General features: G+C 72.1%; 27 protein-coding genes. All 27 read left to right on the forward strand.

Features of this window, described 5'->3' with window-relative positions; all coding sequences use genetic code 11:
- A partial coding sequence (locus ACNA7R_RS12115) for a hypothetical protein (protein WP_416283821.1) occupies positions 1-473 on the forward strand: 473 nt, incomplete at its 5' end.
- Positions 474-566: 93 nt separating this feature from the next.
- Entirely contained in the window at positions 567-1010 is a 444-nt protein-coding gene (locus ACNA7R_RS12120) for a helix-turn-helix domain-containing protein (protein ID WP_416283822.1), read from the forward strand.
- Positions 985-2415 (forward strand): terminase large subunit domain-containing protein, encoded by a 1431-nt coding sequence (locus ACNA7R_RS12125; RefSeq protein WP_416283823.1) that lies wholly within the window; start codon positions 985-987, stop codon positions 2413-2415. Before ACNA7R_RS12120 ends, ACNA7R_RS12125 begins: the two co-directional genes overlap by 26 nt.
- A gap of 9 nt (positions 2416-2424) precedes the next feature.
- A complete protein-coding gene (locus tag ACNA7R_RS12130; protein ID WP_416283824.1) occupies positions 2425-3777 on the forward strand; it encodes a hypothetical protein in 1353 nt (450 codons plus the stop codon).
- Between the two features lies 1 nt (position 3778).
- Positions 3779-4795 carry a phage minor head protein gene (locus ACNA7R_RS12135; RefSeq protein WP_416283825.1) on the forward strand — a complete coding sequence of 339 codons (1017 nt, stop codon included), beginning with the start codon at positions 3779-3781 and terminating at the stop codon, positions 4793-4795.
- A gap of 195 nt (positions 4796-4990) precedes the next feature.
- A complete protein-coding gene (locus ACNA7R_RS12140) occupies positions 4991-5689 on the forward strand; it encodes a hypothetical protein (protein WP_416283826.1) in 699 nt (232 codons plus the stop codon).
- 3 nt (positions 5690-5692) lie between these two features.
- On the forward strand, positions 5693-6718 hold the full coding sequence (locus ACNA7R_RS12145) for an SU10 major capsid protein (RefSeq protein WP_416283827.1): 1026 nt from the start codon (positions 5693-5695) through the stop codon (positions 6716-6718).
- Positions 6719-6738: 20 nt separating this feature from the next.
- Complete coding sequence (locus tag ACNA7R_RS12150; protein ID WP_416283828.1) at positions 6739-7128, forward strand: Rho termination factor N-terminal domain-containing protein; 390 nt, start codon at positions 6739-6741, stop codon at positions 7126-7128.
- A 3-nt stretch (positions 7129-7131) separates the two neighbouring features.
- Positions 7132-8115: a CDP-glycerol glycerophosphotransferase family protein gene (locus tag ACNA7R_RS12155; RefSeq protein ID WP_416283829.1), complete on the forward strand. Its 984-nt coding sequence runs from the start codon at positions 7132-7134 to the stop codon at positions 8113-8115.
- 12 nt (positions 8116-8127) lie between these two features.
- Positions 8128-8487, forward strand: coding sequence for a hypothetical protein (locus tag ACNA7R_RS12160; RefSeq protein ID WP_416283830.1), 360 nt, complete (start codon positions 8128-8130; stop codon positions 8485-8487).
- 1 nt (position 8488) lies between these two features.
- On the forward strand, positions 8489-8872 hold the full coding sequence (locus ACNA7R_RS12165; RefSeq protein ID WP_416283831.1) for a hypothetical protein: 384 nt from the start codon (positions 8489-8491) through the stop codon (positions 8870-8872).
- Positions 8869-9342, forward strand: coding sequence for a hypothetical protein (locus tag ACNA7R_RS12170; protein ID WP_416283832.1), 474 nt, complete (start codon positions 8869-8871; stop codon positions 9340-9342). The genes ACNA7R_RS12165 and ACNA7R_RS12170 overlap by 4 nt, the downstream gene beginning before the upstream one ends.
- Entirely contained in the window at positions 9339-9725 is a 387-nt protein-coding gene (locus tag ACNA7R_RS12175) for a hypothetical protein (RefSeq protein WP_416283833.1), read from the forward strand. The genes ACNA7R_RS12170 and ACNA7R_RS12175 overlap by 4 nt, the downstream gene beginning before the upstream one ends.
- Before the next feature lie 15 nt (positions 9726-9740).
- The gene (locus tag ACNA7R_RS12180) at positions 9741-10484 is read left to right on the forward strand and encodes a phage tail tube protein (protein WP_416283834.1); all 744 of its coding nucleotides are present in this window, start codon (positions 9741-9743) and stop codon (positions 10482-10484) included.
- A complete protein-coding gene (locus ACNA7R_RS12185; protein ID WP_416283835.1) occupies positions 10427-11143 on the forward strand; it encodes a hypothetical protein in 717 nt (238 codons plus the stop codon). The genes ACNA7R_RS12180 and ACNA7R_RS12185 overlap by 58 nt, the downstream gene beginning before the upstream one ends.
- Before the next feature lie 9 nt (positions 11144-11152).
- Positions 11153-11452 (forward strand): hypothetical protein, encoded by a 300-nt coding sequence (locus ACNA7R_RS12190; RefSeq protein WP_416283836.1) that lies wholly within the window; start codon positions 11153-11155, stop codon positions 11450-11452.
- Positions 11453-11508: 56 nt separating this feature from the next.
- A complete protein-coding gene (locus ACNA7R_RS12195; protein WP_416283837.1) occupies positions 11509-15114 on the forward strand; it encodes a hypothetical protein in 3606 nt (1201 codons plus the stop codon).
- On the forward strand, positions 15111-15581 hold the full coding sequence (locus ACNA7R_RS12200) for a hypothetical protein (protein WP_416283838.1): 471 nt from the start codon (positions 15111-15113) through the stop codon (positions 15579-15581). The genes ACNA7R_RS12195 and ACNA7R_RS12200 overlap by 4 nt, the downstream gene beginning before the upstream one ends.
- Positions 15578-16642, forward strand: coding sequence for a hypothetical protein (locus ACNA7R_RS12205; protein ID WP_416283839.1), 1065 nt, complete (start codon positions 15578-15580; stop codon positions 16640-16642). Before ACNA7R_RS12200 ends, ACNA7R_RS12205 begins: the two co-directional genes overlap by 4 nt.
- Positions 16629-17684: a hypothetical protein gene (locus tag ACNA7R_RS12210; protein WP_416283840.1), complete on the forward strand. Its 1056-nt coding sequence runs from the start codon at positions 16629-16631 to the stop codon at positions 17682-17684. Before ACNA7R_RS12205 ends, ACNA7R_RS12210 begins: the two co-directional genes overlap by 14 nt.
- Positions 17685-17691: 7 nt before the next feature.
- On the forward strand, positions 17692-20007 hold the full coding sequence (locus ACNA7R_RS12215; RefSeq protein ID WP_416283841.1) for a hypothetical protein: 2316 nt from the start codon (positions 17692-17694) through the stop codon (positions 20005-20007).
- A gap of 11 nt (positions 20008-20018) precedes the next feature.
- The gene (locus ACNA7R_RS12220; protein WP_416283842.1) at positions 20019-20744 is read left to right on the forward strand and encodes a hypothetical protein; all 726 of its coding nucleotides are present in this window, start codon (positions 20019-20021) and stop codon (positions 20742-20744) included.
- Positions 20741-21256, forward strand: a complete 516-nt coding sequence (locus ACNA7R_RS12225) for a hypothetical protein (RefSeq protein ID WP_416283843.1) — start codon at positions 20741-20743, stop codon at positions 21254-21256. Before ACNA7R_RS12220 ends, ACNA7R_RS12225 begins: the two co-directional genes overlap by 4 nt.
- Before the next feature lie 67 nt (positions 21257-21323).
- Positions 21324-22004, forward strand: coding sequence for a hypothetical protein (locus ACNA7R_RS12230; protein ID WP_416283844.1), 681 nt, complete (start codon positions 21324-21326; stop codon positions 22002-22004).
- 60 nt (positions 22005-22064) lie between these two features.
- On the forward strand, positions 22065-22466 hold the full coding sequence (locus tag ACNA7R_RS12235) for a hypothetical protein (RefSeq protein WP_416283845.1): 402 nt from the start codon (positions 22065-22067) through the stop codon (positions 22464-22466).
- An 11-nt stretch (positions 22467-22477) separates the two neighbouring features.
- Positions 22478-22813: a hypothetical protein gene (locus tag ACNA7R_RS12240; protein WP_416283846.1), complete on the forward strand. Its 336-nt coding sequence runs from the start codon at positions 22478-22480 to the stop codon at positions 22811-22813.
- The coding region (locus tag ACNA7R_RS12245) for a hypothetical protein (RefSeq protein ID WP_416283847.1) at positions 22813-23843 on the forward strand (1031 nt) is incomplete at its 3' end. The genes ACNA7R_RS12240 and ACNA7R_RS12245, both read left to right, overlap by 1 nt.

Consider the following 23843-nt stretch of genomic DNA (forward strand, 5'->3'; position numbering starts at 1 on the left):
ACCTCGACCTGGTGGTCCAGCCCGACGGCACCATCGCCATGCTCTACGCCCGGGGCTCCCTGTGGCTCGCGCGCAGTCGGGCGGCCTCGCGCGACGACTGGACGGTCGAGCGCCTCGTGGTCTACGGCGCGGCCTACAGCGCCCTCGCCCTCGCCGCCGAGCCCGACGACCCCCGCGTCCGCTTCGCCGTCGCGATCGCGAACATCCTCGGCACCGGCGCCCGCATCGCCGACGAGATCGGCTCCCCCGAGATCGCCTGGTCGACCGTCCCCGAGATCCTCGAGACCTTCGCCGCCGGCGCCTGGCCCGGGAAGGCCGAAGACGTCGAGCCCCTCCGCGAGCTCCCCGCCCGCGCCGCCTACGATCTCGTCCGCCGAACCCTCGACCGCCTCGTCGACGCGCAGCTCGCCGAGGTCTCCCCCGCGACGCAGGAGCCGCGAGAAGGCTCCCGGGTCTACCGCCTGGCGCCCTAACCCACGCCCCGAGCTCGAGGACCACCTGGACCTCCTGGGAGCGCTACGCTACGCCTAGCGCCCGGCGCGCACGCCGACCCAGGAGGTCAACCCATGCCCCGCCCCCCGAGGCCGATCGCGAAGACCGCGCCCGCCCACGATGCAACAGCCGTCCCGAAAAGAACTGTACCGGGCCCGGTGATCGAGGCCGCGCTCTGGGACGCCTACGGCGTCGTCTCCAAGGCCGCCGAGCTCCTCTCCTACGACCGGACGGCGCTCTCCCGCCGGATCGCGAAGAGCGAGCGCCTCAAGGCCGCCCGCGAGGCCGGCCGGGAGCGCCTCGTCGACGTCGCCGAGACCGGGCTCGCGATCTCCGTCGAGAAGCGCGAGGCATGGGCGATCACGCTCGCCCTCAAGACGCTCGGGAAGAGCCGCGGCTACGTCGAGCGCCAGGAGCTCGACGCCCTCTTCGCCCTCGTCGAGAAGGACCCCGCCGACATGACCGACGAGGAGCTCGAGCAGGCGCTCTCGCGTGCTACGTCCCGTCGCCGCGGCTGATCTCCTCGTCGAGCGCCTCTCCCGCGAGAGCCGGCGCCGAGCGATCCGCGACCCCGTCGACCTCGGGACCTTCATCACCCGATCGTCGCCGACCTACGTCCGCCCCTATTGGCTCGAGAGCGTCCTCGAGGTCTACCAGGCGATCGCCGCCGGCGAGGAGCTCCGCGTGCTACTCGAGGCGCCCCCGCGACACGGGAAGACGGACCTCACGCTCGCCGCGATCGCGTGGCTCCTCTCGACCGCGCCCGAGCGGACGCACGCCTTCACGACCTACGCCGACGCCCTCGCGCGCTCGAAGAGCCGGAAGGCGCGCCGCCTCGCCCGCGAGGCCGGCGTCGCGATCTCCGACGAGAGCGCCAGCGTCAACGAGTGGCGCACCACGGACGAGGGCGGGCTCCTCGCGACCGGCGTCGGCGGGCCCCTCACCGGGCACGGGATCACCGGCGTCGGCGTGATCGACGACCCCTTCAAGAACCGCCGCGACGCCGACTCCCGCCTGATCCGCGACCGCGTCTGGGACTGGTATACGGACACGTTCTACACGCGCCTCGAGCCCGGCGCGAGCGTTATCGTCCAGCACACGAGATGGCACCCCGACGATCTGATCGGCCGCCTCGTCGGCGAGGCCGGCTACCAGCGGATCCGCCTCCCGGCGATCGCCGAGGACCCCGACGACCCGCTCGGCCGCGCGATCGGCGAGGCGCTCTGGCCCGACCGCTTCTCCGTCGAGAAGCTCCGCCAGATCGAGGAGACCGTCGGAAGCTACACCTTCGCCTCGCTCTACCAGCAGCGACCCCGCCCCCGCGGGGAAGAGCTCTTCCGCGCACCGACCTTCTACGACCCCACCTCCGGTGACGTCCGCCGGACGCTCGCGAGCGGCTACCGCGCCGTCGCCGGCATGGACGCCGCCTACGCCGCGAAAACCAAAAGCGACGCCTCAGCGATCGTCGAGGCCCGCGTCGTCGACGACCCCTTCGACGGTCGCCCCGTCGCCTACGTGACTCGCGTCCTCGAGGTCCGCGAGCGCGTGACCGCCTTCGGGAAGCGCCTCGAACAGCTCGAGGCGCCCTACATCCGGTGGCGCCTCGCCGGCGCCGAAGCCGGCACCGCGGACTTCCTCGAGGACACCTTCCGCGTCCGCCTCGTCTGCGAGGCCGCCGTGACGGACAAGTTCGCGTACGCTCAACCGGCGGCCGCCGCCTGGAACGCCGGCCGCATCCGGCTCCCGCAGGAGCCCGGCCGGCCGCTCGATCGGCACGTCGCCGCCCTCGTCGACCAGGCGCGCTCCTTCACGGGGGAGGACGACCCTCACGACGACCTCGTCGACGCGACGGCTAGTATGTGGGCGGAGGCGAGCGAAGGATACCCGAGCGAGGAGGCCGCCCGAGCTCTGACCGGGCACTAGGAGGACCGCGTGATCGACCTCGAGAACCTATACGTCCGCGCCTTTCTCGACCAGGTCGCGCTCCGCGTCGCCCTGACGAGCGAGACGCTCTCCTGGGTCGACGGCGAACCGGTCCTCATCGCCGACGAGCTCGTCCCGCCCTTCACGGAGGGCAGCGAAGCCGAGCGCGCCTTCCTCCGCTACTCCCGCCAGGTCCAGAGCCTCGCGCCTCGAGCCCTCCGCATCCGCCGGCAGGGCGCGATCGGCACGATCACCTGGTCTGAGGTCCCCTCCTCCTACGACGAGATCCTCGATCGCCTCCCGCTCCGCCGCCTCGCGCGCGACGCGACGAAGGACCTCCTTGCGAACGGCATCGCCGCCGCCTGGCCGATCATGCGCCAACCCCTAGAGGGCAGCGCGGCGCCCGCCCGCCCCCTACTACAGCGGCTCGGCGGGCACCTCGAGCTCATCTGGCGCGAGGACGACGTCGCCGGCGACCCGATCGGGCTCCTGCAGATCACCGGAAGCGCCGCAACGCACCACGGGAAGGGCCTCCGGTACGACGTCCGCGTCTATGACTTCGAGGAGACCGCCCTCCGCGTCTGGCGCGCCCTCCGCACCCCAACCGACCTCGGCGGCGACCCCGACGCGACCTACCCCGAGAACGGCGAGACCCTGATCATGCCGACCGTCGTCTGGGCTGAGCTCGACCAGAGCGGCTACCCCGTCGGTGAGCTCAAGCAGGCGCTACCGCTCTTCAAGCAGGAGCTCGCCGAGGCCATCCGCGTCCTCCGGACGAGCGACGCGCACTCCTACCCGATCTGGACGCTCGTCGGCTCCTTCGAGGAGCCGAAGCGGCTCGGCCCGAACATCGTCCTCCGCGCGAAGAGCTCCGACGCTCGAGCCGAGCGCGTCGCCCCCGGCGACCTCTCGCCGCTCTTCGCCGAGGGCGACCGAACGCAGGACCGCATCCGCACGGATCTGCTCCTCCCCATCACGACCGGCGGACAGATCCCTTCCGGTGAAGCGCTGGTGCAGGCGAACGCCAGCTACAACGGCGCGAGCGACGACCTCGCGCGCCTCCTGTCCGAGCTCATGAGCGACGCCGTCCGCGGGTACTTCGAGCTCCTCGAGCTCGATCTCGAGCCCGGCTTCCTCGTCACGGTCAAGCCGGACCGCGAGCTCAAGCGCCTGACGATCGCGATGCAAGTCCGCGAGGACTTCCGCGCTGGCCTCGTGAACCACGAGATCGCCCTCGGCGAGCTCGAGCAGTTCTACCCGAACATGGACTCGGCAATGCTCGCGCGCTGGCTCGAGGAGACCCAAACGCTCCCCGAACCGACCGCCGCGCCGTCGGGCGCGTTCGCTAACGCCGAGCTGTAGCGTGGCCGGCTTCGTTGATCTCGAGAGGATCGCCGTCCGCGCCGACCGGGCGCTCTCCCGCCTCGACCGCGAGCAGACCCGAGAGCTGGCCGAGTACCTCACCCGCGTCTACCGGCAGGTCCTCAACAGCGCCCGCCCCGCGTACGCGCGAGCGATGGCCGACGTAGGGGGCACCGCTTCGAACGCGGCATTCCGCCTCGCCCGCGCGCGCGTTCTCGCTGACGAGATCGACGGCGTCCTTCAGGCGCTCGTCGCCGAACCCGGCGGCGCCCTCGCCGGCCTCAACGCGCGCGCTGCCGCCGCCCGCGAGCAGGCGCGCGGCTTCGTTGAGGACACCCTCCGCGTCTTCGGGGACGCCGTCACGATCTCAACCCCGGTGAACCACCGCGCGCTCTCCGGCGTCGTCGAGCACGCTCACACGCGCCTGTACCGGCACGCGGACGAGGTCGTCGACCGCATCAAGGGTGACGTCATCGCGGGGCTCACCCGCGGTGACTCGTGGACGCAGGTCACGCGCGCCATACGCGAGAACACGGGATACCTACGGTCCCGCGCCGAGATGATCGCCATCACCGAACTACACTCCGCGCAAGCGGACGCCCGGCAAGAGCTCTACGCGGACCTCGGTGTTGAGCTCGTGATCCGCTACGTCACGATCGACGATCGGACGTGCGAATACTGCGGCCCCCGACAGGGCGAGGTCACGCGCATGAGCGAAACCACCGAGGTCCTGCACCCCCGCTGCCGCTGCATCTTGGCGCCCTTCGATCCGGAGTGGGCGCTCGACGGCACTCTCGTGATCGAGCAGCTCGAGGGCATGCGCGCGGAGAACCTCCGGGAGCTCAAGGCGCTCGGGCTGCGGCCGAACCCCAACGCCGCGCCCTTCGAACGCGTCCGCGATCGCGAGGGCGTCCGCGTCGGCCCAGCGGGCCGTGGCCGCCCCACGCCCGTGTGGCGACCGGGTCAACCCGTCTCGCGCCTCCGCCCGTGGGTAGGCCGCGCGTTCGGCACCCAGTAGACTCGCGCGTCGGGGGACGCACCCCCGGCGCGCTACGGGAGGCCGGACGGAGAGGAGCGCCCACCTCGTCGACGTCCGGCCGCCTCTAGGAGCCCCCAGTGATCCTTCGCCTCGTCGCCAGACCCGACCGTGACGACCCAGGCCCCGAGCTGCTACCATCACCGAGAAGCCCCGGGAGCGCGCCCAGGAGGCGCGATGCCCGCCCCGAGGTCCTCGCCGACCCAGGAGGTCGAGACCATGACGACGATCCCCAAGAGCGAAGCGGCAGACGCCCAGGAGGCGCCCGCGACGGCTCAACACTCGACCTCCGCCCCCGCGAGCGAGACCGAAGCCCCGCCGCCCGAACCTGACGAGCTCGAGACCGAAGCGGACGCGACCGACGACCCGCCCCCGATCGAGGTCCTCGAGAAGCTCAAGAAGAAGGCCGAGGCCGAGGCGAAGCGCTACCGGACGCAGCTCCGCGAGGCCCAGGAGCGCCTCGCCGAGCTCGAGGAGAAGGAGAAGGCCAGGACCATGACGACGGACGAGCGACTCAAGGCCGCCGAGGAGCGCGCGACGAAGGCCGAGGCCGACGCGACCGCGCGGATCCAGCTCGCCGAGCGGCGAGCGGCTCTCGCCTCGAAGGTCACGAGCCCGGAGCGCGTCCTGCGTCTCATGGACGACCCTGACGCCTACTTCGACGGGAACGAGCCCCAGATCGACCGGATCGTCGCCGACTTCCCCGAGTACGCGATCAAGAGCTCGACGCCGGCCGCCGTCCCCGGCGCCGGCGGGAGCGCCCCCCGCCAGGCGCCCCTCGACGACGCCTCCGCCGCCCTGGCGCGAGGCGATATCAAGGGCTACGCCGCGGCGATCGCCCGCCAGCAGGCGCGCGTCCTCAACCCGAAGGAGTAGATCATGCCTCCGACCGTCGCCTCCGCGACCACGACCACCCAGAACACGAAGGGGCTCCTCGGCGTCCTCCGCCTCTTCGGGGAGCGCCCGAACCTGATCCTCCGCCTGATCGGGGGCTACGCCCCCGGCGAGCCCGGCGAGGGCACGATCGTCGGGAACGGCTGGACGCCCGTCGTCCAGCGACGCTTCCCCCTCTCCGTCGACTACGAGCTCCCGACGCCGACGCAGCCGGCCGTCCTCGAGGGCGCCGCGGCGCCGACGGCGACGACCTACACCCCCGACCAGGACGAGAACGTCGTCCAGCTCTTCCACGAGACGGTCAAGGTCACGTACCTGGCCGGCTCCGAGGTCGGCCGGATGGACCCGAACGGCGTCCTCTCGATCGGCTCCCAGGACGCCTTTCACTACAGCGGCGTCGACCAGACGCAGCTCTCCATGCAGCTCCGGAAGATCGCGCGTAACTACAACTACTCCGCCCTCAACGGGGTCTACGCGAACCCCGCGAACCCGACGGCGGACGCGGTCAAGATGCGCGGGATCATCCCGGCGATCACGACGAACGCCGTCGCCGCCGCCGGCGCCGACCTCTCCCGCGCGCTCCTCGAGCAGCTTCACCGCGAGATGATCGAGAACGCCGGCGTCCAGCCGGAGGCCGGTCTCCTGATCGTCGCCGCACCCGTCCAGCTCGCCGCCCTCAATGACGCCTACGAGACGCAGTTTCGCCAGGGCACCGACCGGATGGTCGGCGGTCTCATGACCCGCGAGGTCTACACGCCCTTCGGCGTCCTCCGGCTCCCCTCCCAGGGCGCCTACGACCTCGACGTCCCCCAGGACACGGTCGTCCTCGTCAACCCCGAACCCGTCCGCGGACGCTATCTCCCGATCAAGGGGGAGACGATCCTCGTCGAGCCGCTCGCGAAGGTCGGCAGCTCCGAGGACTGGCAGATCTACGGGCAGCTCGGGATCGACTACGGCGCCGAGTGGCTCCACGGGAAGATCACCGGGCTCTCGGCCGCGGCCGGCTCGTAAGGGCTTGGGAGGAGGTTAGCGTGAGGCTCTACCACCCCGCCTACGAGCGGAAGCGCGACCGCGTGACCGGCGTCCAGTTCGACCCCGCTCTGCTCGATCGAGCTCGGGTCGCGACGGCGGACGTCGAGGATCCGCGGCAGATCGAGAGCCTCCTCGCGCGAGGCTTCCTCCCCTGGCCCGACCAGAAGCTCGAGGGCGCCACGGGGGCGCCCTCGAGCCCCCAGGCCCCCGCGAGCTCGCCGAAGGCCGCCTCGAGCGCCTCGGCGAACGTGGCGCCCCTTCCGAGCGCGGAGGAGCTCGACGGTATGACCGTCGCGCAGCTCCGAGCGCTCGCGAGCTCGCTCGCGATCGAGCTCCCCGCGAAGGCGACGAAGGCCGAGCTTCGCGCCCTGATCCGGACGCCCTTCTAGCCCATGCGGCCGGACCTCGACGACGGCGAGCTCGTCGACGCCCTCGCGACCGAGCAGCACTTCCGCGACCACCTCCGGCCGATCTACGACGCCCTCCCCGCCGATCGCCGCGGCGCCTTCCTCGAGGCGCGCGGGATCCCCCGGAGCTCGAGGCCGACGGTCGTCTGCTCCTTCGGAGACCTCAACCGCGCCCGCCACGCCGGCCGGCCCGCGATCCTCCTCGAGCACGGCGCCGGACAGACGTACCGCGACGCCCAGGGCCGCCTCCTACAGCACACGAGCTATGCCGGAGGCCGCGACCGCTACGGCGTGATCCTCGCCCTCGTCCCCGGCCCGACGGCGCGCGACGCCTACCTCGAAGCCGGCACCCTCCGCGACGCCCCGATCGTCGAGATCGGCGTCCCGAAGCTCGACCCCTGGCACGACGGCCACCGACTCCCGGAGCTCACGAGCCCGCCGACGATCGCCTTCGCCTTCCATTGGGAGTGCCTCGTCGTCCCCGAGACCCGCTCCGCCTGGCGCCGCTTCCTCCCCTCGGTCGTCGAGCTCGCCCGCCGCCGCCCGGACCTCCGAATCCTCGGGCACGCTCACCCCCGCCTCCGGCAGACGATCGAGCCCGTCTACGCGAAGGAGGGAATCGAGTTCGAGCCCGACTTCGACCGCGTCCTCGACACCGCCAGCGTCTACGCCTGCGACAACAGCTCGACCATGTACGAGTTCGCGAGCACCGGGCGCCCGGTCGTCGTCCTCAATCACCGGCTCTACCGGAAGGACGTGCAGCACGGGCTGCGCTTCTGGGAGGGCGCCCGCCTCGGCCCCCAGGTTGACGACCCCCGCGAGCTCGAGAAGGCGATCGCGCGAGCCCTCCGGCCCTCGAGCGGCGCCGCAGAGCTCCGCCGGCAGAGCGTCGCGCTCGCGTATCATGCGACCGACGGGAAGGCGACCGACCGCGCGGTCCGCGCGATCCTCGACGTCGTCACCGGTTAGGAGGCCGAGCTCATGCCGCCACTCGTGACCGACTACCAGGCGCTCTCCGACGCGCTACAGCTCGTCCTCTCGCAAGCGGCTTTCGCCGATCGCGCGGAGGCCGAAGCGCTCCTCGAGCTCTCCAAGGGCGTCGACCCGGACGGCGTCCCGACCTTCCGCCCCTACGTCGTCCTCGCCGCGCTCTACGAGGCCCGCCCGCTACCCGTCCGAGCCCTTACCGGAGCCTCCGGCGCGAGCCTCGAATACACCGACCCCGCCGACGCCCGCGCGGGATACCTCCGCCAGCAGGCGCGCCTCGACGCGAGCCTCGAGCTCGAGGTCCCGGCCGCCTGGCCGGCAACCGCCGGGATCTCCTTCGCGAGCGGCTTCTAACATGCCGCCGACCGCTTTCGACGGCGTCTTCGACGACGTCACGATCTCTCGGGAGGTCCGCGAGCTCCGCGACCCGCCCGAGGTCAACGCCGCCGGCGACCCGCTCTACGACGTCACGACCCAGGAGCTCCGCGTGATCGCCGACTCGAGCGACCGCGACACGCTCCGCGAGCGCTACGGCGCCAACGCCGGCGAGGTCGTCCTGATCCTGACGCTCCTCGAGCCCAGCGTCGCGCCCGCCAACGTCCAGCCTGGGACCGAGTTCGCTCTCTCCTACGCCGGCCGGCCCGGGATCGTCCGGATCGCCGCGCGCCCCGTCGAGACTCTCTCCCCGATCACGCAGATACTAGGAGAGGTCCTGTACGGCGTCTGGCGCCCCTCATGAGCCGCGCACCGCTCCGCGGGACCACGCCCGGCCGCGCCGTCCGGATCCTGACGACCGGCAAGGGGAGCGAGATCGACGTCGTCCTCAACGTCGACGAGATCACCCGCGCGCACGAGCTCGCGTTTCTCGACGCGAACCTTGCGCTCGACAACCTCGCGAAGAAGGAGGTCAAGCTCAACAAGTGGGCATGGCCCGTCGGGAAGAGCCCCCGCGACGTCGTCGACCGCGGCGCCCTCGGGAGCTCGATCGTCGCGACACCCCAGGACTCGAGCCTCCGCGACTGGACGCACGCGGTCAACGTCAACTATGCCGCGCCCGTCCTCCTCGGCTACCGCGTCCGAACGCGCTCCGGCTACCGGAACATGCCCGCCCGGAACATCTACCGCGAGCCGCTCTCGAAGCTCGCCGGGATCTTCGAGCGCGCCTTCCGACGGCGAGCTCGAGAGGTCGGAGGAGGTCCTGACGCATGACCGGCCCCGAGCTGACGATGCGCCTCCGCGCGCTCCTCGCCGACCTCGTCGGCGTCTACACGGACCCCGACCTCGGGCCCGCGGCGACGAGGCCCGCCGTCTCCTACGGGAACCTCCCCGAGAGCGTCGTCGCGACCGGGCTCGAGTGCCACGTCGACGACGTCCCCGAGCTCGAGAGCTCGCCCGGCTACCGTCACGAGCTCACGCTCGCCCGCTCCTGGACGGTCTACCTCGTCGAGCATGACGGGACCCCCGCGGGTCGACTACAATCGGCAGCGGAGCGGGTCGTCGCCAGCTTCCGCACGTCGAGCCCCCGTCGGGTCCCCGGAGACGAGCGCCTGGGCATCCGGAACCAGATCCTCGTCGACGTAACCGAACGATAGGAGGCACGATCCTATATGGACCTTCTCACCTTCGCCCGCGGGAAGAACAGCGAGATCTTCCAGAGCGACGCCTTCGCCGCCGGCGCCCTCGCGACCGAGCCGGTAGACGTGACGATCACCGTCGGGACCGGCGTCGCCGCCGGCGCGACGAGCGTCGACCTCGCCTGCTCGAGCACGGTCGTCCTCCGGAAGAACCTGATCCTCGCCTTCACCGACGGGACGACCACGGTCCTCCTCCGCGTGTCCGCGGAGACCACCGTCGGCGCCGTCGCCGCGCCCGTCCCCGTCGACGCCGTCGCCGGCGACGTCCCTGGCATCCCCGGCGCCCTGACGACCTCCCACGAGGCCGTCTGGGACCAGCTCCACCGCGTGATCGGCACGGAGAGCGCCGGCTTCTCGCTCTCCGACAACGTCCAGACCCTTACGCCCGCGACCTACGAGAGCGCCTTCACCGGCACCACGTGGGCCGAAGACGAGGCGACCTCGAAAGCGTGGGCGATCGCCCGCTCCGGCCGCTTCAAGGCCGGCGACTACGCGCTCGCCCAGGTCGAGATCGCCCAGTTCGAGGAGCGGGAGGTCTGGGTCAAGGTCGTCTACCCGGACGAAGAGGGCACCCCCGCCCGGATCTACGAGGGCCGCGCCCGCGTGCGGAACCTCTCGATCGACCCGCCCGCCACCGGCGTCGTCGACGCCTCCTGGACGTGGCAGGGGCAGGGCCGGCCGAAGAGGACCGACCTCACGGCGAGCGCCGGCTCGTGATCCGCAGCCGAGCCCATAGGCTCGGCGAGCCGCTGATCTTCGCCCTCGGGAGCACCGCTCCCGGGGGCGATCTCACGCCGGAGGCGCCCGAGGCCGGCCCCGAGCTCGCCCTCCTCGCGAGCGCCTACGGCTGGACGCCCGACGTGATCGAGAGCCTCTCGGGCCCGCAGATCGTGTACTACCTCCGGTGGCTCCCGCTCCTCGAGGCGCGCCGCGCCTACCCGACCGCCTCGCTCGAGGCGACCGTCCTCAACGTGGCCGGCGGGAAGCGGGACGACGGCGACGACGCCGACGCCTCGAGCCCCCCGCCGAAGCCCTCGCGCCTCTTCACGGCGGAGGAGCGCCTCCCGCCGTGGGCCGCCCTCGAGCTCGCCACGGGCCCCTGGACGCGCGAGACGGCGATCGAGGCGCTCGAGCGCGCGAAGGATCTCCCCGTCTGGGCTCTCGACCTCCTCGACTTCCGGCGCCTCCGCGACCTCACGCTCTCCGATCGCGACCCCGACGGCGGGACCGTCCTCGTCGCCCCGTACACCCCCGCCGGCTCTTACGCGATGATGGACGACGACGGCGAGGAGGTCGCCGTCCTCGAGCTCCCCGAGGAGCTCGGGAACGTCCCCGCCGCCCGAGCGCACCCGCGCCGCGCGGTCCTGATCCGCTAGGAGGAGCTCATGCCGAAGGCCCCGTCCGAACGTCCGAAGGTCAACCTCGACGCCGTCCTCGTCTCCCGCTACCCCGACTTCGAGCTCGGGGGGATCACCTTCTCCGGCCGCCCGATCGGCTGGACGGTCGCGCTCGAGTTCGACGGGAAGGTCCCCGCGGAGCAGTTCGACGTCCTCCTCCGCGCTCTCAAGGCGCGAGCGACCGACCCCGAGCTCGTGACCGACGCCTGGGTCGACGAGCACCTGACGCGCCCCGCCGTCGAGCTGATCGTCGGGATCCTCTTCCGCGGGGAGCGCCCCGCCGGCTGACGTCGACTTCTCACCGGCGACGCCGGCGCCTGGCATACTGACGCGAGGAGGCGACGATGCTCGACCCTAACCTCGGGACCGCGGTCCTCCGGACGAAGCTCGACGCCGCCGGTCTCTCGACCGGGCTCGGGCAGGCCGAGCAGCAGATCCGCGCCTTCTCCGACCGCTCGAGCCTCTCGCTCGCCAAGGTCGCCGAAGGCGCGACGCGCACCGGTCGCGCCCTCTCGATCGGTGTCACCGCGCCACTCGTCGCCGTCGCGACCGCCGCAACGAACGCCGCCCTACGCCTCGGCAACACCGCGGACCAACTCCTCGACCTCGAGCAGCAGAGCGGGCTCTCCGTCGACCGCCTGCAAGCGTTCGGTCGCGTGGCACGCGCCGCCGGCGTCGACGCGGGCGTCCTCGGGGACGCCGCGATCCAGCTCTCCCGCCGGTTACGCGAGGGCGGCGAGGAGTCGGCCGAGTTCGCCGCCGCCGCTCAGGCGCTCGGCGTCAGCGTCCGCGACTCCGCCGGCAACCTAAGGGCCCTCGACGACGTCGTCCCCGAGCTCATCACGAGCCTCCAGGGCGTCCAGGACGTCACGACGCGGAACGTGCTCGCGAATCAGGCTTTCGGTCGCGGCGCTACCGCTCTGATCCCCGTCCTCGCGCTCACGGCGGATGAGTACGCGCGCCTCGAGCAGGAGGCGCGCGATGCCGGTGAGGTTCTCGGGCGCGACGCGCTCGAGAGCGCGAACGCCCTCCGCGTCGGCTACGAGGACCTCAAGGCTGAGGTCGGCGTCCTCGGGCGGGACCTCACTGTTGCTCTGCTCCCGGCGGTGACGCAGGTCGTTGGGCTCTTCCGGGATGTTGCGCTGCCGGCCCTCCGCTCGACCGCCGAGGTCGTTGGGCGTCTCGCGAGCGGGTTCGGGGAGCTTCCGCCTGTCGTGCAGCGCGTGATCGTCGTCGTGGGTGGGCTTGCCGCCGCTGCCGGCCCGCTGCTTCTCGTGATCGGGAAGCTCTTGACGGCCGTTCAGGCGATCGGGCCCGCCCTCGCGGTCTTGAAGGTCGCCGCCCTTCCGCTGCTCGGGCCCGCCGGGATCATCGCTGGCGCTGTCCTGACGGTCGGCGGGCTCGCCCTCGCCTTCTCCGGCCGCAGCGAGAGCCTCGACACCGCGCTCGAGAACGTCTCGCGGGCCGCCGCCGGAGGCGACCAGGCGAGCGTCGTCTCCGCCCTCGAGCGCCTCAAGGAACGCGTCGACCAGAGCGCCGTCCCCGCGATCCAGCGGATGATCGACAAGCTACAGGAGACCGGCGAGCTCTCCGCCGAGCTCCGTGCAGAGCTCGACCAGCTCGTGACCGGCTTCAACCGGACCGCCGCGGAGGCCGAGCTCGCGAGTGTCCGGACGAGAATCGCCGCCCTCGAGGCCCAGGGGATCGGGGCCCGCGAGGACACCGGCGACCCAACGCAGTTCCTACCCTTCCGCCAGGAGCAGCTCGACCGCGCGCTCGTCAACGCCGGCTTCAACCAGGGAGACCTCCGCTTCGAGCTCGACGAGAGCGGAGCCGTCACGCTCCGCGCCTTCACGGACGCGCTCCGCTCGAGCCGTGACCCGAGTGTTGCGCGCCTCCCGACCGACCCGATCATCCAGCAGGTCGTCTTCGACACGATCCAGGCCGCGAGGGCGGACACGAATGATCTCCTGTCGCCGCTTCTCCGCCGCCAGGCGGAGCTCGAGCGCCAGCTCGCCGGCGCGCCGCGCCCGGCCGCCGGCGGAGGCTTCGCCGGCGGCGCGAGCGGAGGGGGCGGAGGCGCCGGCGGAGGTTCCGCGAGCGCCGCCACCCGCCGCACCGTAAAGACGGTCTTCGACGAGATCGCCGCCCGCGGCGCCGCCGCCGTCCGCATCGCCGCCTTCGAAGGCACACCCGAAGCGGCCCTCGAGGGAATCGAAACCCGCATTCGCCTCTTCGACCGCGCGGTCGAAGAGCTCCTGACGTCCTTCGCCGGCGAGGTCTCCGAGGCGCAGCTCGAGTACATCCGCGAGCGCCGCGCCGCCCTCCGCGCCGAGGCCGAGCGCCTCCGCGCTGCCCTCAAGGACGCTGACGAGGCCGCGAAGACGGAGATCGAGCGGATCCTCGACCCCGGAGCTCGAGCCCGCCTCGTCGCGAAGGCCCGCACGGAGGCCGGCGCGATCGCTCTCGACACGGTCCTCTCGACCGTCGCCGCGGAGATCTTCGACCCCGCCGCCTTCCTCGACGCCCTCGCCGCGCTCCGCCGCGTCTCCCCCGCGCTCGCGAGCGAGTTCGACGAGCTCGCTCAGGTCGCGCGCATCGCGACCGCCACCTTCGCGAGCGGCTTCGTCGACCCGGGCACCCGCGCCCGCCTCGCCGCCGAAGCCCGCGAGGGCGCGACGGCGATCGCCCTCGACACCGTCCAGGCATACGCCGCCGCCTTCGAGGCCGGCGCCGAGGGGCTCGACCCCGACGAGGGGCTCGTCGCCCTCCGCCGCCTCCGGGAGCTCTCCCCCGAGCTCGCTCGCGAGTTCGACGGGCTCGCCCGCTCCCTCGCGCTGCTCGCCGCCGCCGCGAAGGACACCAGCTCAACCTTCGTCGCGCCCGGCGCGCCCGACCCGAACCGCTCGGCCGCGGTGGCGATCGCGCTCGACACGGCGGCCGCCTTCGCCGAGGCCTTCCGAGCCGGCGAGGACCTCGACCCCCAGGACGGGCTCGCCGCGATCGCTCGCCTCCGTGCTCTGGCGCCCGAGCTCGCGACCGCCTTCGACGCCCTCAACCGCGAGCTCCTGATCACGAAGGCCGCCCTCACGGAGAGCCCCTTCGCCGATCCCGGGCAGCTCGCCGCCGCCAGGGCGGAGCAGGCCGCCCTCGCGCGCCTGATCGCCGTCGACACGGTCGAGGCTCTGATCGCCGCCGGCGCCGAGACGGATGACCTCGTCGCCGCCCTCGAGCGCCTCCGCGCGATCGCGCCGGAGGCCGCCGCCGCCTTCGACGAGCGCCTCGCGCGACCGATCCCGATTCCCGGCGTCGAAACCGCGATCAAGCCCCCCCAGGGCCTCGAGGGGATCTTCGGGCCCGGCACGACCGACGAGTTCCGCGGGATCTTTGGCGAGAGCGGGCAGCAGCTCGTGACCGCGAGCGAATACTCGAGCGCCGAGATCCAGGACGCCGCCGTCCGCTTCTCCGCCCAGGTCGCCCAGGCCGCGATCGACTTCACCTTCGGGCTGATCGAGGCGATCAAGAAAGGCGACGTCGCCGGCGCGATCGGGCAAGGGCTCAACCTGGCCGGCAGCGTCGCCGGCGGGCTCGCGACCTTCGGAGGCGCCCTCGGGCTCTCCGCCGCCGCGGTCTCGACCGCCGGGATCGCCGCGATCGCGCTCCCCCTGATCGGCGGGCTCGTGAGCGGGCTCGCCAACCTCTTCGGGGGCAACCGCGGCGCCCAGGCCCAGGAGAGCGAACGCGACGCCGAGGCGCGCCGCAGGGCCCGCCAGACGCCCGCCTTCTCCGTCCGGATCTCCGTCTCCCAGACGAATAACTACAGCGCGACGAACGCGGACCCGCAGATCCGCGCGGACAATGATCGGCGGACCCGCGCGATCGTCGCTGACGTCCTCCGCGAGATCGACTTCCCCGCCCTCCGGCGCGCCGCCCTCGGGAGCCCCCTGTGAGCTACTTCACGGTCGCCCTGCTCGACGGTGCCCCCGTCGCGACCCTCGGGCCCGCCTCCCGCGAGCTCCCGATCGCGATCGAGGGCCGCCTCGACGAGACCGCCCCCGTCCGCCTGCTCTTCCGCTCCTCCCGAGCTCGCTCGATCGCGACGACCCTCCGCGGGGTCACGATCCCCTCGAGCGACCTCGACAACGGAGCGCCCTCGCTCGCCTACTCCGGCCGATCGTTCGCGCAGACGAGGAGCTCCGGGCGGATCGTCCGCGTCGCCTACATCGACGACGACGACGAGCTCTCCGCGACCGGGATCCTCGTCCGCCTCCGGAACGCCGTCGGGCCCGGTGGCCCGCTCGTCCAGGAGCTCGAGCTGCTCTTCTATCCCATGTCGGCCGGGAGCGCGCTCTACGGGCCCGCCGGTAGCGTCGTCGACCGGATCCCCGACGGAACCTCGAGCGGGAGCGGCTCGTGAGCCTCCCGCGCCCGAGGCTCTCGACGCGGGGGACCGCCGGCTACCGCTTCGCCGAGCTCTACCTTACGCGCGGGCCCAAGGCGATCGGCGTCACCGGCGATAACAGCCTCCCGACCCTGATCGGCCGGACGTGGGCCCTCGTCCTCGACGTCGACGGCCGCCTCCGCCTCTTCCAGCGCGCAGAGACCGCCGCCACCTGGACCGAGCAGACGACGCTCCTCCCGCCCCTCTTCGCCGAGACGCACCCGGAGAGCCGGCGCCGCTTCTCGATCGCCTTCGACCAGAGCGCCCGCGCCGTCGTCGCCTACGAGGAGGACGGCGTCGTCTACCTCACGCGATGGGACACCGCTACGACCTCCTACGTTCAGAACGTCACCGTCCCCGGCGTCGACCCGGTCGTCGTCTTCGACGCGACGTGGGCGTATGACATACCCGTCTCTGACGTGCTTCTCTTCTGCCTCGACGCGAGCACGCGCTCGAGGCTCCTATGCCGCGTACAGCGCGACCTATACCTCGTCGAGCTCGAGCTCTTCGACTACGAGCAGCCGGTCGTCCTGGACCGCGTGACCCGCCTCCCGCTCCGCTACCAGGCGCTCGCGAGCGACGAGGCCGGCGAGCCCCTCGTCGGCGACGGCGCCCGCTCCGCTCTTCTCTCCGACCTCTACCCGTACCCCTGGCGCGACCGCGCGCTCGTCCCCCTCACGGGCCCGACCGCGGGAGACTACATCGAGGCGATCATCCGGAACGAGCTCGAGGAGACCGCCGAGGCGACTCTGTACGGGCCCGGCGCCGGTACCTACGTCCTCCCGATCATCAGCTACGAGGCGGAGGAGGAGGGGCTCGTCGAGGCGACGCTCGCCGACGGACCGACCGCGGGAACCTACGTCTCCGTGATCCTGAGCTACGAGGCGGAGGAGGAGGGGCTCGTCGAGGCAACCCTCGCCGACGGACCGACCGCCGGCGCCTACACTCTCGTCGTTCTGACCTACGCTTATGTCGAGGAGGGCACCGTCGACGCCGACATGATCGGGCCCACAGGAGGAACCTATGCTCTCGCCTAAGAACCCGCCGAAGATCATCACGCCCGCCGAGGCGATCGCCCGCGCGAACATCCGGCCGCGGTCCGCGCCAGCCTTCCGCCCCCGAGTCGGGATCGAGGGGTGGCTCCGGTGGGGGCTCGTCGACCGCTCCGGCCGCGAGGTCCGCGGCGGAGAGCAGCACAACCTGATCCTGGACACGCTTCTAGACGGCATCGCCGCTACCGGCTTCTCCGAGAACCTCGTAGGCTTCGCCGCCGTCGGGACCGGATCCGTCGAGCCCGACGTTACGGACGTCGCGCTCGGGACCGAGCTCGCTAGGACGAGCACCTCGATCTCTAGCTCGACCACGGACGGCGGGAACGGGCTCATCTCCTTCATGGTCGAGCGAGAGTTCGACTTCGGCGTCGCGAACGGCAACCTAACCGAGTGGGGCATGGCGCCCGCTTCGACCGGAGCGATCTACGTCCGGGAGCTCTTCCGCGACGAGCTCGGCGACCCGGTCACGATCACGAAGACGAGCGACTTTAAGCTCCGCATTAAGTATACGATCACCTTCGATTTTCAGCCGGCGACGACCGCCGGGAGCGGCTCCTTTGTGCTCGACGGGATCGGCACAATCAACCACCAATACCGCTGGACCAACACGACGGGGCTCATATCTGGCGCGAACGTTCTCGCGCAAGGCACGGTGGCGACGACCTCGCTCCCGGTCACGGCGGTAGGCCCCGAACGTTGTTACGCGCAGAGCTCTACTACCTTCCCCGCCTATACGTCCCGGTGGACCGGGACAACCATTCTCGGGTCGACGAACGGGCTCGCGACCAACGGGGGCTATGTCGCCGGGACCCACACGCGCACCGTGACTCAGCTCGTGTGGGGGACCTCGATCGGAAACGGAACATGGACCGGCTTCGGGCTCTTCGCCCGTGGCGGGACTCCTACTACCGCGTACGGGAGCCTCGCCTTCTTCTTCGACGTGGCAGACCGCTTCACGAAGGACGATCTTCACGTCCTGACGCTCACGAACCCGATGGGGATCTCTTGGGGCAGATCCGGGAGCTAGGGGCCGCATGGCAGAGCCGCTTCCCGTCCGACTCGATCTGATCCTCGCTCCGCCGCCGACGCCCGCCGGCGCGACGGCGGAGCTCGAGGCCGCCGGCGTCAACGCCGACGCCTACCTCGGCGGGAACGTCTCCGGGACCACGCTCTCCTACCCTGACGCCGCCGACTTCGTCTGGTTCGACCTCCTCGACCTCCCCGACCGGATCCGGAGCTCCTTCGACGTCACGCTCGGCCGGACGCTCGTCGGCACGCCCCAGGCGGACGTCTCCGCGAGCGAGACCGTCCCGCGCGCCGAGGGCGTCCGCGTCGGCGACCAGATCTCCTACCCGACGATGGTCCGCCCGACCCGCTCGATCGCCGTCCTCCGCGCGATCGAGGACGGAGGCGGGCTCCCGACCTACGAGCAGCCGATCTCCTACGAGACCCGCCTCGCCGCGCTCTCCCGCATGTTCCCCCCGTCGCTCTACACGACGACCCTCGACGCGCTCGGGCAGGCGACCGCGACCGCTCAAGAGGTCCTACAGTTCCTCTTCGACTACTGGGCCGAGATCTTCCCCGAGTTCCGAGCGAAGCCCGTCCCCCCGCTCGTCCTCTTCGCCCCCGACGAGGCCGGCGCCTACACGCGCACGCTCGAGACCGACCGGATCTACCTCCGGCAACCGGAAGGCCGCGAGCGATCCGTCCAGACGCTCCTCGAGGAGTTCCGCGCGATCTTCGTCGGCTACGGCGTAAGCGTCGACGCCGAAGGCGATCTCGTGATCATCCCGCCGCCGTGGGCGGACGGGCTCGATCGCGTCCTCGAGGCGGATCTCGCCTACCGCCTCGGGCCCGGCTGGACGCCGACGCTCGAGGAGCTCGGCGCCGTCGGCCGGACCGACTTCACGAGCACGCCGCTCCCGATCGCCGCCGACTTCGACGGCGACGAGCTCGAGCTCGACCTCGTCGTCCGGATGCGGCTCTCCGAGAGCCCGACCGGCCCGCTCAACTTCATGCGGGAGATCCTGTACTTCGGCACCTGGACGGAGGCCGCCGTCCTGATCTCGCCGAACACGACCGTCCGGATCGAGCGCGAGCTCCGGGGGATCTTCTCGAGCGTGATCCGCGCCCGCGCGGTCTACGACGTCACCTGGACGCGCCCCGGCGCGACCGGCGGGGAGATCACCGCGACGGTCGTCGAGGCGACGCTCTCCTTCGAGGACTCGGGGATCTTCGGCGGGACCGCGACCGTATACGTCGCGCACGCGCTCCTCCTGGACGCCTACAGCGTCGGCCGGATCGGGCTCCGCCGGCGGACCGTGACCGGCGACGAGATCGAGGGCCCCGTCCCCGCTGCGGCCTTCGACGGCTCCCGCGTGATCAACCGGCAGACCGCGCGCTATGCCGACTTCGACTTCGTCGAGGACACGCCGCTCCTCCCGACGCTCTACGTCAACCTCGCCGCCGCCACCGGCTACGACCCCGGGAGCGGCGCCCGCGTCGACGTCGCGACCTTCCAGCCGTTCCTCGACGAAGAGGACGAGCCGCTGATCGTCGGCGATGAGATCGAGATCTCCTTCGACTACCTCCTCCTCCGCTCCTCGAGCTCCTCGGGAGGCGGGGTCGACCGCGACGGCTTCACGCGCTCCGCGACCTTCACGCTCCGCGCCGGCGAGAGCCGGACCTTCTCCTACAACCTAAACGGGGAGGTCCCCCTGACCTTCGGCTTCCTCGTCTCGATCCGCTTCCGCCACACGACCCGAGAGGGCGTCCCCGGCGTCGTCGTCGACTTCCCCCGGTGGGCGATCCGCTCGAATAATGCGCTCCTGACGCGACCGTGGTTTGGGCATCATGTGATCTGGGACACGACCGGGAGCGTCTACGGGGAGACCGGCGAAGAGCTCGAGGTCACGTACGACGAGACGAGCGGCGAGGAGGGCGTCCTGACCTCCCAGGCGCTCTACGGGATCCGCGAGGGGTCGCCGATCGACGTCAACTTCTTCCGCGTGACCTACGAGGACCTCCTCGACGTGACGAGCTCGATCGTCCGCTACAACATGAACCCGCGCGCCCGCTATGCCGGCGTCAAGCTCACCGCGGAGAGCGAGATCACGCCCGACGAGCTCGGCTTCTCGCTCCTCCTCCCCTGGGGGATCGCCGCCGTCCTCGAGCGGTACTCCTACGACGACGCCCGCGCGATCGACTCCTCGCGCGTCTCCCGCTCGCTCGACCTCGTCCTGCTCTATCCTCTGATCGACTCGGCCGGAGCTTCCGCGAGCGACCCCGAGAGCGCCGTCGAGGAGACCGCCGGGATCTCGGGCTCGAGCGTCGTCCTCGACGCCGACTAGGAGGCTCAACCGTGGCCGACCCAAGCTACCGCTACTCCGTCCGCCTCGCCGACCAGCCGGCGGACTCCGCCGGCCGGAGATGGTTCCTTAAGGAGCTCGTCGACGCGAGCGACGGCGGGCCCGATCTCCGCGCCGAGCTGCTCGCCCGCGCGCTCTTCCAGAGCGGCGGGATCGTCCTCCGCCCGACGCTCGGGCTCGTCGGCTCGATCGCGACGATCACCGGGCCCGTCCTCGGGATCACGGCGGACGGGCTCGCCCCGCTCCTCGTGGACCAGGCCGGCGCCGGCGTCGACCTCGACCTCGACGAGCTCGGGGGCACCTTCGCCGACGGGACCCACGCGATCGTCCTCCGCGCCGCGCCGGTCCTCGAGGCTCGAGCCTTCACGACGCCCGCCGTGAGCGTCCGCGACCCCCAGGGCGGGGTCGTCCAGACGATCGACCCGGAGAGCGTCTCCTACCAGACGCTCGTCGCGTACGGCGAGCTCGATCTGATCGAGGGCGTCACGCCCGCGGCGACGGAGCTCGTGATCGCGACCGTCGCGAAGGCCGGCGCGAGCTGGGCGACGCTCGAGGAGGCCGGCGTCGCCCCGCGCCTCCGCGCTCGCGTCGAGGACCTCGCGAACGTCTCGACCCTCGGCCGTGCCGACGGCTACCTTCTCGCCTGGGACGAGGGCACGGAGCAGCACGTCTACGTCCCGAACCCCTCGCCGCCGGTCGGCTCCGGGAGCGGCTCGTGAGCTCTGGCGATCGGATCGCCGCCGTCGCCCGCGCCGTCCTCGCCGGCCGGATCGTCCCGAAGGCCGGCGGGGTCGACCTCACCCGCGAGCCCGGATGGTGCCTCGCGTTTGCCCGTAGGATCGTCGAGACCGCCCTCGAGGCGCCCGACGGGACCTTCTACGCCCGGTGGGGCACCGAGCGCGTCTCGAGGGCTCCTGGGCCGCCTGACGGGTCCTGGTGGGCGCGTGACCTCGAGCGCTCCATGCGTAACCTCGGGCTCGCCGTCCGCGAAGGCGAGCCCGCCCGCGACGGCGATCTCCTATACAACTGGCGCGCCGCCCCGAACGCCCACGGCGTCTACGTCGGGCACGTCGGGATCCTCGTCGACGCGAACGCCGGGCTCGTCCTCGAGAACGTCGACGCCCGCTACCGCCGCTTCTCGCTCACCCGCGGCGCCGTCGCCCTCACGCCGCGCGACCGCTTCCCAGTCACGACGACGATCCGGATCCCGGACGCCCCCCCGCCCTCGTGACGCCCCGCGCGCTACGTTGGCTCCGACGGCGCCTCATGCGTCGGATCACCCGCTCGAGGAGGAGCTCATGACGACCCGAACCCGCTACGCCCTCTCGATCGCCGCCGCCGCTCTGGCCGGCGTCGCCTTCGCCCAGGGCGCCGACGTCGGCGCGCTCGAGACGCCCTCGGGAGCGAACCCGCTCCTCCTCCTCGTGATCGGCGGAGCCGTCGCCTACCTCCGCTCGACGCCGCTCTTCGCCAAGATCGACGGGCCCGCGACCGTCCCGCTCTTCGCGATGGTCGTCGGCGGAGTCGTCGGCGCCGGGGGCGAACTGATCGGCGCGATCGAGACCGGCGCGACCTCCGTCCTCGGGGCCCCCTGGTCCGGCGCCGCGGCCGGGATCCTCGCCGCGATCGAAGCAGTCTTCGGCGTCTCGCTCTTCCGGTACCTCGGGAAGGTCCTCCGCCGCGACGCCGCGACCGGGAAGCTCGAGATCGACGCGAAGGAGGCGATCGTCGCCGCGAAGGAGATCGCCGGCGCGAAGCCCGAGGGGCCCGTCGGGACCGCCGTAGCGTTCCTGCTCGACACCGCGGAGAGGATGCTCGGGCAGGCGCCGACCGGCGCCGCGCTCGTCGCCCTGTACCCGACGATCGTCAAGTGGGCCCAGGCGCCCGAGCTCCTGACCGACGACGTCCGCGCGAAGATCCAGACGGACGTCCTCGGCGCCCTCAACCGCGCCGGTCTGATCGGGCAGGACCTCCTTTAGCGTGAGCCGACTCACGCCGCCACGCGCGCCAGGCGCTACCCTGGGAGCGGAGACCCGCCCATGACCCGAGCCCGCCGCCGCCTCCTCGCTCTCGCCGCCGCCCTCGTCCTCGTCCTCTCCGCTTGCGCTCCCGTGGCGCAGTTCGCCCGCGACGTCCTCGACACGAGCGACGGCGCGACCCTCTCCTACATGCTCCGGACCGAGTCGACCCTTCCCGGGCTCGTCTTCGACGCCGGCCCAGCGCCGGCGCTCGGCGCGATCCTGATCGCCCGCGGGAGCGAGCTCGAGGTCCTCGGGATCCCCGACGGCGTCCTCTGTAACGCGACGCCCGAGCTCGTCGACTGTAGGCTCGGCGACGTCCTCGAGCGCGCCTACGTCTACTTGACCGGCCGTAGCGTGGCCGCGAGCGTCACCTACCGGCGAGAGGGCGAGCCTCGCGTCTACCAGACCTTCGCCCGATAGGAGGCCCGCCCGTGACCGTCTTCACCTTCGAGCGGTACCACGGGCACCTCCCGCTCTCGAGCGGGCCCCCGGTCGCGTGCGACGACGTGATCTACCTCGTCGCCCGCCGAGGCGAGCATGAGCATCGCCTCGGCGGGCTCGACGTCTACTGGGTCCTCGGCGACACCTACGGCGCCTTCGCCGACCCAGAGAACCTCGAGCTCTACGGCGGGGCGCCCGCGGTCGCCTACCGGTGGAACGAGCACGGTCACGTCGCGCTCGAGGACACCCGCCCACCACCGGCCGCGCTCTTCGCCCGCGGGATCCTGATCCCCGACGACGAAGCGCGCCAGATCGGGCTCCTCTGATGGCCGTCGAGCGGCTCTACTTCCGGGACACGCAGACCCAGGCGAACACCGGCGGCGAGGGGCAGGGCTCGCGATGGGATCTCGACCCTACCGCCGGCTCCCCCGCGACCCTCGACGGTCTGACGAACAACAACAACACGCCGGTCCTTTTGCTCGCCTGGCACCGCACCGTAGGCGCCGACGTCGCCGCGGCGACCTTCCCCGTCTCGCTCGCCGTGACCGCGATCACCAACTCGCCCGCCTTCTACCTCCGCGCCGCGCGCTACGCGAGCGACGGGACCCTGGCCGACGCAGGCGCCGACGGCACGCTCCGGACGACGACGGGCACCTTCACGGAGACGCTCTCGCTCGCGACCACCTGGGACGCCGGCGACCAGCTCGTGATCGAGCTGTGGGGATACCGGAACGCCGGGCACTCCGCATCCGTCGTAACGATCGGCGTCAACCAGGCCGGCTCCTACGTCGACGCCGATCTCGAGGCCGCCGCCGAGCCGGTCCTCTTCGCTGGCGCCGCGATCGGCTCGAGCGCTACCGCCGGAGCGCTCTCGCCGCTGGCTCTCCTGGCTGGCGCCGCGATCGGCTCGAGCGCTACCTCGGGGGTGCTGGCGATCGAGGAGCCGGCACCCGCCTTCGAGGGCGCCGCCGTCGGCTCGTCGACCGCCCGAGGGGCTCTCTCGCCCGCCCAGGAGCTCGAAGGCGCCGCGGCCGGCTCGAGCGCTGCCTCTGGGGCCCTCTCGCCAAGACTGGCGCTCCTGGGCTCTTCCGTGGGCTCTTCGAGCTCCGCCGGCGCGCTCTCGCCGTCAGCCGCCCTCGAGGGCGCCGCCGTGGGCGCGTCGAGCTCGGCGGGGGAGCTCGCCGCGATCGCCGCCTTCTCCGGCGCCGCCGTCGGAAGCTCGAGCGGCTTCGGTGACCTCTCGCCCGAACTCGAGACCCTCTCCGGCCGCGCGATCGGGAGCGCCACCGCGGCCGGCGCGCTCTCGCCGGCGAGCTCGCTCGAGGGCTCGGCGCTCGGCTCCTCGGCCGCGGCCGG

The organism is Natronococcus sp. (genome assembly GCF_047921035.1).
In the GTDB taxonomy this organism is placed as follows: Archaea; Halobacteriota; Halobacteria; order Halobacteriales; family Natrialbaceae; genus Natronococcus.